A 13,909-nucleotide genomic window follows, 5' to 3' on the forward strand; every position below is an offset into this window, starting at 1 on the left:
CTGGTAGGAAAACGCGAGCCACGACCGCACCGGTTCGCCTACCGTGCACGGGTGACCCCACCCCACACCCGCCTGGCCCCCGACGTCTACCTCCACCACCTGCGCGAGGAGTCCGCACGCTTCCGCACGGTGCTCACCGGCTGCGACCCGGGCGCGCGCGTGCCGAGCTGCCCCGACTGGAGCGCCGCCGACCTGCTCTGGCACCTGGCGACGGTGCAGCGCTGGTGGGCCGAGGTGCTGGCTGCCCGGCCCGAGCGGCCCGAGGAGGTCGAACCGCCCCGCCCCGAGGCGTACGACGACCTGCTGGCGGCGTACGACGAGTGGTCCGCCCGCCTCGTGGAGGTGCTCGACGGCGCCGACCCGAGCGAGAAGGCGTGGTGCTGGTCCGACGACCACACGGTCGGCTTCATCCTGCGCCGGCAGGCGCACGAGGCGCTCATCCACCGCGTCGACGCCGAGCTCACCGCGGGCATCACCTCCGAGGTCGACGCCGTGCTGGCCGCCGACGGCGCCCACGAGGTGCTCGACGTGATGTACGGCGGGATGCCTCTGTGGGGGTCGTGGGAGCCGGGCGAGGGCCTGGTGCGGGTCGACGCCACCGACACGGGCTCCCAGTTCTGGCTGAGGTTCGGCACGTTCTCCGGCACGAGCCCCGAGAGCGGGACGACGTACGGCGGCGAGGAGGACTTCCACGTGGTGCCGGCTCCCGAGGAGGACGTCGAGCCGGACGTCGTGGTCGACGGGCCGGCGGCGGCGCTCGACCTGTGGCTGTGGAGCCGAGGTGGCGACGAGGAGATCTCGGTGGCCGGCGACCGGGCGGACTACGAGCGTTTCCGGGCGGTCGTGGACTCTCCCATCGACTGACGACAACCGAATGGCGCCCCGCGTCGTCTCCCCCTCGACGCCCTGACCAGGACGCCCGTGATCTCGGAAGGTGCACCATGCTCCCCACCCGCCCATCTCCTCTGGCCACGACGCTGGCTGCCACGCTCCTGACCGGCGGACTGGCCCTGGCGGCCGCTCCGGCCCATGCCGAGCCGGCCACCTGCCAGGGGCGGGTGGTGACCACCGGCGGCGACCAGGGCACGGACGGCGACGACGTCATGGTCGTCGGGCCCGGCCAGCGCTCGGTCAGCACCGGGGCGGGCGACGACCTGGTGTGCATCCGCCTCGGGGACGACCTCCGCTCGTCCTTCTTCCTCGGGGCCGGGCCCGGCAACGACGTGGTGCACAACGAGACGACCGCCAGCGAGCGGTCCGTGTCGGTGTCGCTCGACACGGGCGAGGACACCTTCGTCGGGAGCGATGCCAGCCGCGAATCCGTCAGCACGGGTGCCGACACGTGGGGTGGCATCCGCGACGTGGAGAAGGACGTCGTCGACACCCGCGGCGGCAACGACTCGGTCGCCACGGGGTCGGTCGCGCCCGGGACACCCAACCCCGACGTGATCAGGACCGGCACGGGCGACGACGCCGTCATATGGGCGGGCGAGCAGGTCGGTGCTCCCCTCGACCTGGGCACGGGGGAGAACCAGCTCCGGCTGCTGTCGGGCTGGGCCGGGTCCGACGTCGACATCGACGCCCCGGCCGGGCGCGTGACGGCCGACTCCCGACCGGTCCTGCGCTGGAGCGGCGAGGTCACCTCCTACTCGTTGCAGTACACGCACCTGCGGACCGCCTTCACCGGGACCGACCTCGACGAGTACGTGACGTTCTGGCCGGCGCAGGCTGATCGGCAGGGGCCGGCGTCGACGGTCTCCGATCCCCGGCTGAGGCTCGACGCCGACCTGGGCGGCGGGGACGACCGGCTCGAGATGCTCGACGCGGCCGGCGGTTCGTGGGTCGGCGGCCCCGGGAAGGACCGGCTCGGCATGCCGCGCTGCCAGGCCGCCGACGTACGACTCGGTGTCGCCTACACGTGCAACGACGAGACCCCGGCCCGTACGCCCTACGCGGGGACGATCGACGCGTGGGAGAACGTGTCCGCACGGGGCGGTCGCATCCAGGTCATCGGCACGAACGGCCGGGACACGATCCGCGTCCACGGCCGCAGGGCCCTCGTGGACGGACGCGGCGGCCGCGACGTGCTCACCTCGTCGGGCAGTCGCACCGGGAAGAAGGCCTCCATCCTGGTCGTGATCCGGGGCGGCGCCGGCGCGGACCGCATCCGTGGCGGCTTCAGCGACGAACGACTCATCGGCGGCGGTGGTGCCGACGTGATGAGGGGCGGTCCGGGCGACGACCAGCTCGTCGGGGGCGCGGGCCGCGACCGTGCCGACGGCCAGGGGGGTCGGGACCGCTGCTCGGCTGAGGTACGGCGCAACTGCGAGAGCCGCTGAACACGCACTGGGCCCTGGGTCTCGAGGAGACTCAGGGCCCAGTGCCGGTCGGTCAGGCGCGCTGGACGGCGCCCGTACGCTCCGTTGCGAGCGCGACGGCAGCGTCGCGCGCGGCGGCCGCCTCACCCTCCTTGAGGGTGCGGTCGGGCGCCCGGAACCGCAGCGCGTAGGCCAGCGACTTCTTGCCCTCGCCGACCTGGTCGCCGGTGTAGACGTCGAAGAGCCGGATCGACTCGAGCAGCTCGCCGGCGCCCTCGCGGAGCGCCGCCTCCACGTCGGCGGCCGGGACGGAGGCGTCGACGACGAGGGCGACGTCCTCCTTGGCGACCGGGAACGACGAGAAGGTCGGCGCGGTACGGAGGTGGACCGCCTTGGCGATGAGCACGTCGAGGTCGACCTCCGCGGCGACCGAGCGCTTGGGCAGGCCGAAGGCGTCGCACACCTTCGGGTGCACCTCACCGGCGTGCCCGAAGACCTCGCCGTCGACCGACAGCTCGGCGCAGCGCCCGGGGTGCCAGGGCGCCAGCTCCACTGCCGAGGCGGTGACCTCGAGCCCGAGCGCGTCGGCGACCGCGCGGACCGCGTCGACCGCGTCGGACCACGAGACCGGACGCGCCTGGCCCCACCAGCCGCCCGCGACCGCGTCGCCGGCGGCGACCACGGCGAGGTGCAGCGGCTGGGCGGGGAGCGCTGCGTCGAGGGCGGCGAACTCCTCCTCGCTCGGGCGTCGGTCGACCGGCAGGATCGCGGCAGGTCCGCTGTGGCGCGGCAGGGTGACGGTGCCGGTCTCGAAGATCGCGAGGTCGGTGTTGCCGTGCCCGACGTTCTTGCCGGCCGCGCGCAGCACGCCCGGCAGCAGGGTCGTGGTCATGTAGCCGGCCTCGGCGCTGAGCGGGTTGGACAGTCGCAGCAGGTCGCGGCGCGGGTCGTCGGCGGCGAGGCCGAGGGCGTCGAGGTCCTCGGTGCCGATGAACGGGAACGTGACGACCTCGACGAAGCCGTCCCCCGCCAGCGTGCGCCCGATCCGGCGGCGCAGCTGCTGCGACCGGGTGAGGCCACGGCCCGAGGGCGGCGTCGGGAGCACGGACGGGACCAGGTCGTAGCCGACGAGGCGGATGACCTCCTCGGAGAAGTCCTGGGCGTCGGTGAGGTCGGGGCGCCACGGCGGCGGGGTGACCGACAGCGTGCCCGAGCCCGTCACGTCGCACCCGATGGCGCGCAGGCACTCGACGCTGCGCTCCTCGGTGATGCCCATGCCGGAGACGCGCGCGGCGAGGTCACCAGGCACCTCGACGGGCGCGATGGCGGGTGCAGACCCGACGACGGTGACACCGGCGTGAGCCTCGGCGCCGCCGTGCTCGACCAGCAGCTCGACGACGCGGTCGGCGGCAGCCTCGCAGATGGTCGGGTCGACGCCGCGCTCGTTGCGCTTGCCCGCCTCGGAGGTGATCTTGTGGCGGCGGCCGGTGCGGAACATCGACACCGCGTCCCAGTGGGCGGCCTCGACCAGGATCGACGTCGTCGTCCCCGAGATCTCGGTCGTCTCACCGCCCATCACGCCACCGAGCCCGATGATCCCCGAGTCATCGGTGACGACCAGGTCGCCCGGGTCCAGCGCTCGATCGGTGCCGTCGAGGGTGGTGAGCCGCTCGCCGTCGCGCGCCCGGCGTACGACGAGGGCGCCCTGCACCCTGTCGGCGTCGTAGCCGTGGATGGGACGGCCGGTCTCGAGCATGACGTAGTTGGTGACGTCGACGGCCAGCGAGATCGGGCGCATGCCGGCCGCGGTGATGCGTCGGACCATGAAGTCCGGGGTGGGCGCGGCAGGGTCGAAGCCGGTGACCGTGCGGGCCACGAAGACCGGGCACCCCTCGGCGTCCTCGACCACCACCGGGTGGCCGTCGTCGTTGGCGGGCGGGGTGTCACGGAGCGCCGGGTCGCGGAAGTTGTCCGCACCCTCCACGGACACGAGCACCTCACGGGCGATGCCGCGGATCGACAGCGCGTAGGCGCGGTCGGGGTTGATCTCGAACTCGATGGTCTCCTCGTCGAGACCGAGCAGGGGGCGTACGTCCTCGCCGGGGGTGCCGGCGTCGGCGGGCAGCACGATGATGCCGTCGTGGTCGTCGCCGAGGCCCAGCTCGCGGGCCGAGCAGATCATGCCGGCGGACAGGTGGCCGTAGGTCTTGCGGGCGCCGATCTCAAAGCCACCGGGCAGCACCCCACCGGGCAGCACCGTCACGACGAGGTCTCCCGGCGCGAAGTTGTGCGCTCCGCAGACGATGCCCTGGGGCTCGCCCGTTCCGTTGGCGTCACCGACGTCGACGGTGCACCAGTTGATGGTCTTGCCGTTCTTCTGCGGCTCGGGCTCCATCGTGAGCACGCGGCCGATGACCAGCGGGCCCGTGATGTCGCGGCCGGGGCTCTCGACGGCCTCGAGCTTGAGGCCGGTCAGCGTGAGCCGGTCGGTGATGTCGTCGGTCGTCGTCCCCGCGGGTACGACGACGTGGTCCAGGATCCAGGACAGGGGTGCCTTCATCTCAGTTCTCCCCTCTCAGATCTCGGTGCCGAATGCGCTGCTGAACCGGACGTCGCCCTCGAAGAGCGGACGCAGGTCCTCCAGGTTGTGGCGGAACATGAACGAGCGGTCGATGCCCATCCCGAACGCGAAGCCGCTGTAGACCTCGGGGTCGACGCCGCAGGCCACGAGCACCCGTGGGTTGACCACGCCGCAGCCACCCCACTCGATCCACCCCTCGCCGCGGCAGGTGCGGCAAGCGTCGGAATCGACACCGCGGCACACGAAGCACTTCACGTCGACCTCGGCCGACGGCTCGGTGAAGGGGAAGTAGGACGGGCGGAAGCGGGTCGTGATGCCGCGGCCGAAGAGCTGGGAGGCGAAGTGGTCGAGCGTGCCTTTGAGGTGGGCCATCGTGATGCCCTCGTCGACGACCAGGCCCTCGACCTGGTGGAACATCGGCGAGTGCGTGGCGTCGTACTCATCGGTGCGGAAGACCCGGCCCGGGCACACGACGTAGATCGGCGGCTTGCGGGTCAGCATGGTGCGCGCCTGCACGGGCGAGGTCTGCGTCCGGAGCACGACGTGGTGGTCGGCCGGCTCGGTCCAGAAGGTGTCCTGCATCGTGCGGGCCGGGTGGTCGGGTCCGAGGTTGAGGGCGTCGAAGTTCAGCCACTCGGCCTCGACGACGGGCCCCTCCGCGACCTCGTAGCCCATGGCCACGAAGAGGTCGGCGATGAGCTCGGACTGCAGGGTGAGCGGGTGGCGTCCGCCGCGGCGGCGCCGCGTCGTGGGCAGCGAGACGTCGACCGTCTCATCCGCGAGCATGCGCTCCTCGTGCTCGGCCTCGAGCACGACCTGGCGGGCGGCGATGGCCTGGTTGATCGCGCCGCGCGCCTGGCCGACGCGCTGGCCGGCCTCCTTGCGGGCTTGCGGGGGCAGGGCGCCGATCTCGCGGTTGGCCAGAGCCAGCGGCGAGCGGTCGCCTGCGTGGTCGAGGCGCACCTGCTTGAGCGCGTCGAGATCGGCGGCGGCTGCGACCGCGGCCAGGGCCGCCTCGCGCATCGCCTCGACCTCCTCGGACTTCAGCGGGGTCACTTCGACGGGGTCGTAGTCGGTGTTGGGGCCGGACATGGCTCCCTTTCGCGCGGCGGCATCTGTCGCCGCAGAGTCTAGAAGTGGAGGGGCTTCGGGTCGGACGGGGCACTCCCCGGACCCACGACGTCAGCTGCCCGACGGACCAGGTCCGGGGCGCAGAAATCGCAAGCACGTGTCCACGGCGCTGACTCTACTCGCCGAAGGCGATCCACACGCCACTGCATTCCTCCGGGGAGCCGTACGACGCGGCGGTGCTCGACACCGGCTCCAGCCCGATCGCGTCCAGCGCGTCCACCGCGCGGGCGCGCGCCAGGTTCCAGGCGCGGGGGTCCTCGACCGACTCCTCACGCAGCACGTCGGAGGACGACGGCTCGAGCACACACCGGGCGACGTCCTCGGGGAGGCGGTCGACGATCACGGGTGCCGCGTCGGCCGACAGTGTCTGGAGGTAGGACAGGTCGAGCTTGCCGGTCGCCTCCCAGCGGTCGAGGTTGCGCTCGGCGACCCAGGCGTCGGGGTTGATCGCGGCCAGCCCGACCAGCGCGACCGCTCCCGACACGAGCGCCACCCGCGGCAGCCAGCGACCGAGCCCGAGGGCACCGGCCACCATGATCGCGAGCACCACGAAGCCGAGCCAGCCCTCGAAGACGTCGACGAAGAGCCGCAGCGTGGTGAAGCCGTAGGCGTCCTGGTAGACCGCCATGCCCCGCAGCGCCGAGGCGACGACGAGGAGGGTCAGGCCGCAGAGCAGGCCGAGCGAGGCGAGCAGCCAGCGCCGGTCCTCGCGGGACCGACCGGCCCGGCGCGCGGCGACCCACACGACGAGCACGGTGAGGGCGGTGGCGAGGGTCAGCTGGCCGAACCCCTGGTGGACGAACTCGGCGTAGGTCAGGCCGGTGGTCGCCTCGATGTAGTCGCGGCCGCCGATGAGTGCGCGGGCCTGCGCAGCGATGAAGGCCACGAAGACGGCGTCGACCACGAGCACCGGCACCAGCCACTCGAAGCGGTTGCCCAGCGGGGTGCCGCGCCGGCCCCCCAGGACCTCGACGTCTGCGGGGTTGAGGGCGAGGTAACCCGCACCGAGCGTCGCGGCGAAGACGAAGCACGCCAGGAACGCCCGGCCGACGAGGTCGTTGAAGGTCAGGGTGGGCACCAGCTGGTCGACCCACGAGCCGAACACCGGGTCGGCGCTGGCGAAGATCGTGCCGAAGACCCCGAGTGCCAGCACCGACCACGCAGCCGTACGCACCACCGCCGGGGTCCGCGTCCCGGTGCCAGCCAGGCGCAGCGACCGCCCGAACCACGGCAGCCCGCGCAGCGACGCGAGGGGCCAGGCGAGCCCGGAGAGGAGGATGCCGGGCATCGTCCGGGCACCCGTCACGCCGCACAGGAACACCGCGGCCGCGGCCACGAGGCCGAGCATCTGGACCCACCACGCGTCCAGGAGGGTCATCGGCAGGACGAGCAGGAGCGCCAGGACGGTGCAACCCAGGGTCCACGGCTCGCGTCGGCGACGGGCGGTGAGCAGCGCGGCCGCGCCGCTGACCACGGCGACCAACGTCCACGTGATCCCGACCGCGGTGAACGACAGCGCGATGCCCGCGACCAGGCCTGCTGCGGCAGCGGCCAGGACGGTGCGCAGCCCGCCGGGCACTCCGTGCTCCGGCCAGAACCGGCCGAACAGGAGGTCGAGCCCCGGCTGGGGGCGTACGCCGTCCGGCTGGCGCGCCACTGGAGGAGCGGCCGGCGCGGTGGTCGCCGCGGTGACCGGGTGGTGGGTCCTGGCCGCACGCGCCGGGACCTCGAGCCGCAGGCGGGCACCGCGGTCGCCCTCGGGGTCGACGAAGCGCAGGGTGCCGCCGTGCAGCTCCGCGACCCACCGCGCCACGGCCAGGCCGAGCCCGGTGCCACCCGCGCCGTCGGTCCCGAAGCGCGCGAAGACCCGGTCGCGGTCCTCGGGCGCCACTCCCCTGCCGCGGTCGGTGACCTCGAGCCACCACCCGTCGCCCACCATGCCGCCGGCACTGACCCGCACCTGCGTGTCGGACGGTGCGTGGCGACCGGCGTTGTCCAGGGCGTTGACCAGCAGCTGGCGCAGCCGGGCCGGGTCGGCGCGGACGACCAGGTCGTCGGCCACCTCGACGTCGAACGCGCCGGGCCGGCCGGCAGACGCCACCTCGGCCACCGAGTCGACCACGAGACCGCGGAGGTGGACCTCCTGGCGGTCGAGCTCGACCACCCCTGCCTCGAGCCGTGACAGCTGGAGCAGGTCGTCGACGAGGTCGGCAAGGCGCTGCGCCTGCTCGAGCGCAGCGCCGAGCCGGTCGGCGTCGGGCTCCACCACGCCGTCGGCGAGGTTCTCCAGGAGTGCGGTCATGGCGGTGAGCGGTGTGCGCAGCTCGTGGGACACGGTGGCGATGAGGTCACGGCGCTCGCGGTCGACCGTCGCCAGGTCCTCGGCCATCCGGTTGAAGGCGTCGGCGAGCATGCCGACCTCGTCCGTGGCGGTCGTGCGCACCCGGCCCGTGTAGTCACCGCGCGCCATCGCACGCGACACCTCGGTCATCCGGCGCAGCGGGGCGACCATCCCGGCGGCGAGCAGCTGGGTGACGCCGAGCGCCAGTGCGACGCTGACCGGGAGCACCAGCAGAGGTGGGACGTCCGCGGCGGAGCCCAGGAGGGTCAGCAGCACGGCCACGACGACCGAGGTCGCGACCAGGAGGCCGAGCTTGACCTTGAGGCTGGAGATCGCGTGGAGCGGGGCGCTCGTGGAGGGGGTGCTCACGGCTGCTCCTCGAGGGCGTAGCCGACGCCGTGCACGGTGCGGATCCGCGAAGGTCCGACCTTGCTGCGCAGGGCCTTGACGTGGCTGTCGACGGTGCGCGACGCGCTCGGGCTCCCCCACGAGTCACCCCAGTCCCACACCTCACGCAGGAGCCGCTCGCGGCTGAGCACCTGCCCGGGCTCGCGGGCCAGGCAGAGCAGCAGGTCGAACTCGGTGGGCGTGAGGTGGACCGACTCGCCAGCCACGGTCGTACGCCGGGTGCCGGGGTCGATGCGCACCCCGCCGACCTCGAGCGCCGCGGGACGCTCGTTGGCCAGGGCGGCCGCCCGCTCCACCCGCCTCAGCAGGGCGGAGACGCGGGCGACGACCTCGCGCATCGAGAACGGCTTGGTGAGGTAGTCGTCCGCGCCGACGCCCAGCCCGACCAGCAGGTCGGCCTCGTCGTCGCGCGCGGTCAGCATCAGCACCGGCACCGGTCGGTCCGCCTGGATGCGGCGGCACACCTCCAGGCCGTCGAAGCCCGGAAGCATCACGTCGAGGAGGACCACGTCGGGGTGCGTCGCCGTGGCGATGTCGACCGCCGACGGACCGTCGAAGGCCTGGTCGACCGTGTATCCCTCGGCCCGCAACCGGTCGGCGAGCGCGTCGTTGATGGTGCGCTCGTCCTCGACCACCAGGGCCCTGCGTGACGTCATGCACCGACCCTAGGAGCGGGGGCGGGGTGGAGGCGGGGACGACTCGTGAAGGTTGTGTGGAGGCTCAGTCCTCGCGCAGGTCCACGCTGGGCCAGTCGACCATCACCCGGGCGCCGCCGCCGGGCGCGTCGTCGATCGTGACCCACCCGCCGTGCGCACGGGACAGGCCGCCGACGATGTACATCCCGAGCCCCGTGCCGCCGGACTCCCCCGTCGTCCAGAACTTGGTGAAGACCCGCCGGCGCAGCTCCACCGGGATGCCGTCGCCCTCGTCGTCGACCGTGATGCGCACGCCCGGCAGCTCGGGGAGGGCGGCGAGCCGCACGCGGACCCGGCCCTGCCCGTGGCGTACGGCGTTCTCCACGAGGTTGGTCACGACCTGGGTGAACTTGTCGGGGTCGGCGAAGACCTCCGGGAGGTCGTCCTCGACGTCGAGCCCGACGTCGCGGGCGGTGCCGGCCTCGATGGAGTCGACGACCCGGCGCACCAGCACCTCGGCGGACGACTCGCGGGGGTAGAGCTGGAGCCGGCCGGTGTCGATGCGCGCGACGTCGAGGAGCTCTGCGATCAGCCGGGCCAGCCGGTCGGCGTCGGCGTTGACCGTCATCAGCATGAGCTTGCGCTGGTCGTCGCTGAGCTTGTCCCAGCGGTTCAGCAGCGCCTGCACGAAGCCCTTGACGCCGGTCAGCGGTGACCTCAGCTCGTGCGCCACCGTGGCGACGAGGTCGGAGCGCTCCCGGTCCAGGCGTGCTCGTCCCCGACCGCTGCGAAGACCGACCGCGATGCCCGCCACTGGGGCGAGCGGCTCGTTGCGGATGAGCGTCGCGGTGGTGAGGACCTCCTCGCCGGCGGCGCTCAGCCACGACTGCTCCGGCATCGCGCGCACGATCGAGATGCTGTCGAAGGGCCGGTTCACGTCGAGCCAGGTGCGACCGTCCTGGTCGAGCAGCCTGAGCACGTCGGCCAGCGGCATCCCGAGCGCGTCGTGGGCGTCGACCCCGAGCAGCGCGGCCCCCTGTGCGTTGAGGATCGTCACGACGCCGTCGCGGGTGGCGCCGAGGATGCCGTCGGGGTAGAAGTCCGCCAGTGAGCGCAACCTGCTGGGGGTGCTCTCGACCCGTCTGCCACCCTCGTCCGTCACGACGGCAACCCTAGTCGCGCGACTGCGCCTTCGGCCGCCGCAGGCCCGCGGCGCGCAGGGCGAGGACCAGCTCGCGCGAGGTGACCGGCACGGCTCCGGCGGCCACCATCGCGTCGTAGTGGTCGGCAGGCACGTCGTAGTGGTCACGGTCCCAGCCCCGCGACGGGATCCCCTGGGCCGCGGCGAAGGCGTGCACCTCGTCGTACGACGTGTCGCTGGCCAGGTGCGACCACAACCGGTCCCAGCGGGGCACCGCCGGCGGGTCGATGAGGATCATCGCGGGGACCGCTGGGCGCGGGCGCTCGCGTAGAGGCACACCGCGGCCGCGGTGGAGAGGTTGAGGCTCTCGGCGCGGCCGTGGATGGGGATGGCCACCCGGTGGTCGGCCAGGGACGCGAGCTCGTCAGGGAGCCCCCAGGCCTCGTTGCCGAACAGCCACGCCGTCGGTCCGGCCAGGTCGGCGTCGAAGAGGTCGACCTCGCCCCCGCCGTCGGCGGCGAGGACCGTGAGCCCACGGGCCTGTGCGGCACGGATGGCCGCGGCCGGGTCGGGCTCGATCGCGAACGGCAGGTGGAACAGGCTGCCGACCGTGGCGCGCACGGTCTTCGGGTTGTACGGGTCCACGGACTGGCCGGCCAGCACCACCGCGTCGGCTCCCGCCGCGTCGGCGGTGCGGATCACGGTGCCGGCGTTGCCGGGATCGCGGACGTCGGCGCAGATGGCGAGCAACCGCGGGGACGCGGTGACGACGTGCTGCAGCGGGGCGTCGAAGTGGCGGCAGACCGCCACCACGCCGGCCGGGCTCACCGAGTCCGACAGCGAGGCGAGCGCGCGGTCGTCGACCAGGGTGACGTCGGCGCCGGCGAGCAGGGCCGCGTGGTGCTCGAGCGCGGCAGGCGTCGCGAAGACCTCGACGACGCAACCCTCGACGGAGAGGGCACCCTCGACGGCCTTCGGGCCGTCAGCGAGGAAGAGCCGCCGCTCGGTGCGTACCGAGCGGCGGCTCAACTTGCGAGCCTCCTTGACGCGACTGTTCCCAGCGGTCAGTGGAGTGCTCATGTGGCTCAGGCGGAGACCTTGGGCGCGTTGACGTCCTCGGGCAGGGCGGCCTTGGCGGCCTCGACGAGCGCGGCGAAGGCCGGCGCGTCGTTGACGGCGAGCTCGGCGAGGATCTTGCGGTCGACCTCGATGCCGGCGAGGCCGAGGCCCTGGATGAAGCGGTTGTAGGTCATGCCGTTCGCGCGGGCAGCGGCGTTGATGCGCTGGATCCACAGCTTGCGGAAGTTGCCCTTGTTCTTGCGGCGGTCGTTGTAGCTGTAGACGAGGGAGTGGGTGACCTGCTCCTTCGCCTTGCGGTAGAGGCGCGAGCGCTGGCCGCGGTAACCGCTGGCGCGCTCGAGGGTGGTACGACGCTTCTTCTGGGCGTTCACTGCGCGCTTGACGCGTGCCATGGTGCTACTCCTTGGTGCAGAGGAAAAACAGGATGGGACGGCGGCTGGGCCACCAGGGGATGAGGCTCAGATGCCGAGCATCTTCTTGGCGCGCGACACGTCGCCCTTCTCGAGCTCGACCATGCCGGCGTTGCGGCGGTGCTTCTTGCGGCTTCCCGTGGTCGGCGCGGACGCGAACGCAGCGCCGGACTTGCGGCCGGCCTGCAGGCGCATGATCTTGCCCGAGCCCGTCACCTTGAAGCGCTTCTTCGCGCCCGAGTGGGTCTTGTTCTTCGGCATGTTGTCTCTTCCTTCGATTGCGTGTGTCTGTGGGAGTGAGGCTTACGCCTCGATCTCCGGATCCAGGTTCTCGGAGCGGCCGCGCTCCTTCTTCTGCGCCACGGGGCCGGCGGCGTGGGCTGCCTCGCGCTCGGCGTCCTCCTCGGCCTTGCGCTCCGCGCGCTCCTGCTCCTTGGTGGCGCGGGCAACGTCGGCGTCGATCTTGGCGTCGGCCTTCTTCTTGTGCGGGCCGATGACCATCGTCATGTTGCGACCGTCCTGCTTCGGCGAGGACTCGACGAAGCCGAGCTCCTGCACGTCCTCGGCCAGCTTCTGCAGCAGGCGGAAGCCCAGCTCGGGACGGTGCTGCTCACGGCCGCGGAACATGATCGTGATCTTGACCTTGTCGCCGGCTCCCAGGAAGCGCACGACGTGACCCTTCTTGGTCTCGTAGTCGTGCTTGTCGATCTTGGGACGAAGCTTCATCTCCTTGATGATCACGTTCGTCTGGTTGCGGCGCGACTCGCGGGCCTTCTGGGCGTTCTCGTACTTGAACTTGCCGTAGTCCATGAGCTTGCAGACCGGGGGGCGTCCCTGGGGAGCGATCTCGACGAGGTCGAGGTCGGCCTCCACGGCCAGCTTGAGTGCCTGGTCGGTCGGCACGATGCCAACGGTCTCGCCGTTGGGTCCGACGAGCCGGACCTCGGGTACGCGGATCCGCTCGTTGATGCGCAGCTCGGTGCTGATGGGTCCTCCAGTGGTTCGGTGGGTGGGAGCTCCACTGTGCCCTGTCGAATCACTTCGCCCGGAAATGCACAACGGCTCCCGCTGGTGCCAAGCGGGAGCCAGTCACGTCGCGTCCCCCTCTCGGAGGAGCTCGTGGTCACAGAGGTCGCGCGACTCCTGTGCTCACTGGGACCTTGACCCGACGATCTGTGGTGCAGGGCGATCGGTGCGGGTGGGAGACGGTGGTGCTGCCTCCGCTTGGCGGGATCGGCGCCACCGTGGATCTGTGGTGGCACTGATCGGTCAACACGGAAGGCTAGCGGATCATTCCGCCAAGGGGCCAATCCAGCCGTAGCCCTGCCCCACGCCCACCAGGCGCCAGCCCGCGGCCAGCCGCGTGAGGTCTTCCCCGTCGACGACGTACGCCGCGGGACCGGCGAGGTCGACGAGCAGCGCCTCGGCACCGTCCTGGACGGCGGCGGTGGCAGCGGTGGCGGCAGTGACGGGCACCGGACGCGCGCCCGGGTCCCACCGCGCCATGGTCTCGGTGGAGGTGAAGGCCAGCAGTCCCGTGCTCCCGTCCGCAGCCTGCACCAGCACGGCCGCCATGTCGGACGACTTGTCGTGGGCGAGCCCCTGGGCGTCGTGCTCGACCTCCCCGAGGACCGCAACCACCGGCACCAGGAGCCGGGCGTCCTGGAGCGTGGCGAGCACGGCCCCCGAGCTCGCCCGGCCGGCGACGTGCTCGGCCAGGGCCCGCCGAACCCGCGGGTCGGCGTCGCCGCGGTCGTCGGCGAAGCCCGGGTCCGGGATGGTCCGGGCCGGCTCGTCCGGGGCGGCGGTCTCGGGTCGCGGGTCGTCGTGGGGCACGCCGTCATTGTCCCGGAGGTGTGGCGCG

General features: G+C 72.6%; 13 protein-coding genes. 2 read left to right on the top strand and 11 right to left on the bottom strand.

What is annotated here, in order from left to right; translation table 11 throughout:
- Window positions 1-51: 51 nt before the first annotated feature.
- Together CFI00_RS13010 and CFI00_RS13015 are read left to right on the top strand one after the other, a co-directional pair.
- Complete coding sequence (locus CFI00_RS13010) at window positions 52-864, top strand: maleylpyruvate isomerase family mycothiol-dependent enzyme (RefSeq protein ID WP_242532379.1); 813 nt, start codon at window positions 52-54, stop codon at window positions 862-864.
- Between the two features lie 77 nt (window positions 865-941).
- Window positions 942-2,339 (top strand): calcium-binding protein, encoded by a 1,398-nt coding sequence (locus CFI00_RS13015; protein WP_207081565.1) that lies wholly within the window; start codon window positions 942-944, stop codon window positions 2,337-2,339.
- Between the two features lie 52 nt (window positions 2,340-2,391).
- Here the strand turns inward: CFI00_RS13015 and pheT are convergent, their stop codons facing one another.
- The 11 genes from pheT to CFI00_RS23625 all read right to left on the bottom strand — a co-directional run bounded on the left by pheT (window position 2,392) and on the right by CFI00_RS23625 (window position 13,881).
- Window positions 2,392-4,878: a phenylalanine--tRNA ligase subunit beta gene (pheT, locus tag CFI00_RS13020; protein ID WP_207081566.1), complete on the bottom strand. Its 2,487-nt coding sequence runs from the start codon at window positions 4,876-4,878 to the stop codon at window positions 2,392-2,394.
- Between the two features lie 15 nt (window positions 4,879-4,893).
- Window positions 4,894-5,991: a phenylalanine--tRNA ligase subunit alpha gene (pheS, locus tag CFI00_RS13025; protein ID WP_207081567.1), complete on the bottom strand. Its 1,098-nt coding sequence runs from the start codon at window positions 5,989-5,991 to the stop codon at window positions 4,894-4,896.
- A gap of 154 nt (window positions 5,992-6,145) precedes the next feature.
- Window positions 6,146-8,740, bottom strand: coding sequence for a DUF4153 domain-containing protein (locus CFI00_RS13030; RefSeq protein ID WP_207081568.1), 2,595 nt, complete (start codon window positions 8,738-8,740; stop codon window positions 6,146-6,148).
- On the bottom strand, window positions 8,737-9,435 hold the full coding sequence (locus tag CFI00_RS13035) for a response regulator transcription factor (RefSeq protein WP_207081569.1): 699 nt from the start codon (window positions 9,433-9,435) through the stop codon (window positions 8,737-8,739). Before CFI00_RS13035 ends, CFI00_RS13030 begins: the two co-directional genes overlap by 4 nt.
- 64 nt (window positions 9,436-9,499) lie before the next feature.
- Window positions 9,500-10,576 (bottom strand): ATP-binding protein, encoded by a 1,077-nt coding sequence (locus CFI00_RS13040; protein WP_242532380.1) that lies wholly within the window; start codon window positions 10,574-10,576, stop codon window positions 9,500-9,502.
- 10 nt (window positions 10,577-10,586) lie between these two features.
- Complete coding sequence (locus tag CFI00_RS13045; RefSeq protein ID WP_207081570.1) at window positions 10,587-10,853, bottom strand: DUF4031 domain-containing protein; 267 nt, start codon at window positions 10,851-10,853, stop codon at window positions 10,587-10,589.
- Window positions 10,850-11,584: an RNA methyltransferase gene (locus tag CFI00_RS13050; protein ID WP_347401861.1), complete on the bottom strand. Its 735-nt coding sequence runs from the start codon at window positions 11,582-11,584 to the stop codon at window positions 10,850-10,852. The genes CFI00_RS13045 and CFI00_RS13050 overlap by 4 nt, the downstream gene beginning before the upstream one ends.
- A 56-nt stretch (window positions 11,585-11,640) precedes the next feature.
- Window positions 11,641-12,027: a 50S ribosomal protein L20 gene (rplT, locus tag CFI00_RS13055; RefSeq protein WP_090971165.1), complete on the bottom strand. Its 387-nt coding sequence runs from the start codon at window positions 12,025-12,027 to the stop codon at window positions 11,641-11,643.
- A gap of 66 nt (window positions 12,028-12,093) precedes the next feature.
- Complete coding sequence (locus CFI00_RS13060) at window positions 12,094-12,306, bottom strand: 50S ribosomal protein L35 (RefSeq protein ID WP_056606600.1); 213 nt, start codon at window positions 12,304-12,306, stop codon at window positions 12,094-12,096.
- A gap of 42 nt (window positions 12,307-12,348) precedes the next feature.
- Window positions 12,349-13,098: a translation initiation factor IF-3 gene (gene infC, locus CFI00_RS13065; RefSeq protein WP_347401902.1), complete on the bottom strand. Its 750-nt coding sequence runs from the start codon at window positions 13,096-13,098 to the stop codon at window positions 12,349-12,351.
- A gap of 237 nt (window positions 13,099-13,335) precedes the next feature.
- Window positions 13,336-13,881 carry an SseB family protein gene (locus tag CFI00_RS23625; protein WP_242532381.1) on the bottom strand — a complete coding sequence of 182 codons (546 nt, stop codon included), beginning with the start codon at window positions 13,879-13,881 and terminating at the stop codon, window positions 13,336-13,338.
- Window positions 13,882-13,909 lie beyond the last annotated feature (28 nt).

This window comes from Nocardioides sp. S5, from assembly GCF_017310035.1.
Taxonomy (GTDB): domain Bacteria; phylum Actinomycetota; class Actinomycetes; order Propionibacteriales; family Nocardioidaceae; genus Nocardioides.

Excerpts from the sequence above, each read along its gene's own strand:
- pheT (WP_207081566.1), bottom strand. The coding sequence starts at position 4,878 with ATGAAGGCACCCCTGTCCTGGATCCTGGACCACGTCGTCGTACCCGCG.
- CFI00_RS13060 (WP_056606600.1), bottom strand. The coding sequence starts at position 12,306 with ATGCCGAAGAACAAGACCCACTCGGGCGCGAAGAAGCGCTTCAAGGTG.
- CFI00_RS13035 (WP_207081569.1), bottom strand. The coding sequence starts at position 9,435 with ATGACGTCACGCAGGGCCCTGGTGGTCGAGGACGAGCGCACCATCAAC.
- pheS (WP_207081567.1), bottom strand. The coding sequence starts at position 5,991 with ATGTCCGGCCCCAACACCGACTACGACCCCGTCGAAGTGACCCCGCTG.
- rplT (WP_090971165.1), bottom strand. The coding sequence starts at position 12,027 with ATGGCACGCGTCAAGCGCGCAGTGAACGCCCAGAAGAAGCGTCGTACC.
- CFI00_RS13015 (WP_207081565.1), top strand. The coding sequence starts at position 942 with ATGCTCCCCACCCGCCCATCTCCTCTGGCCACGACGCTGGCTGCCACG.
- CFI00_RS13045 (WP_207081570.1), bottom strand. The coding sequence starts at position 10,853 with ATGATCCTCATCGACCCGCCGGCGGTGCCCCGCTGGGACCGGTTGTGG.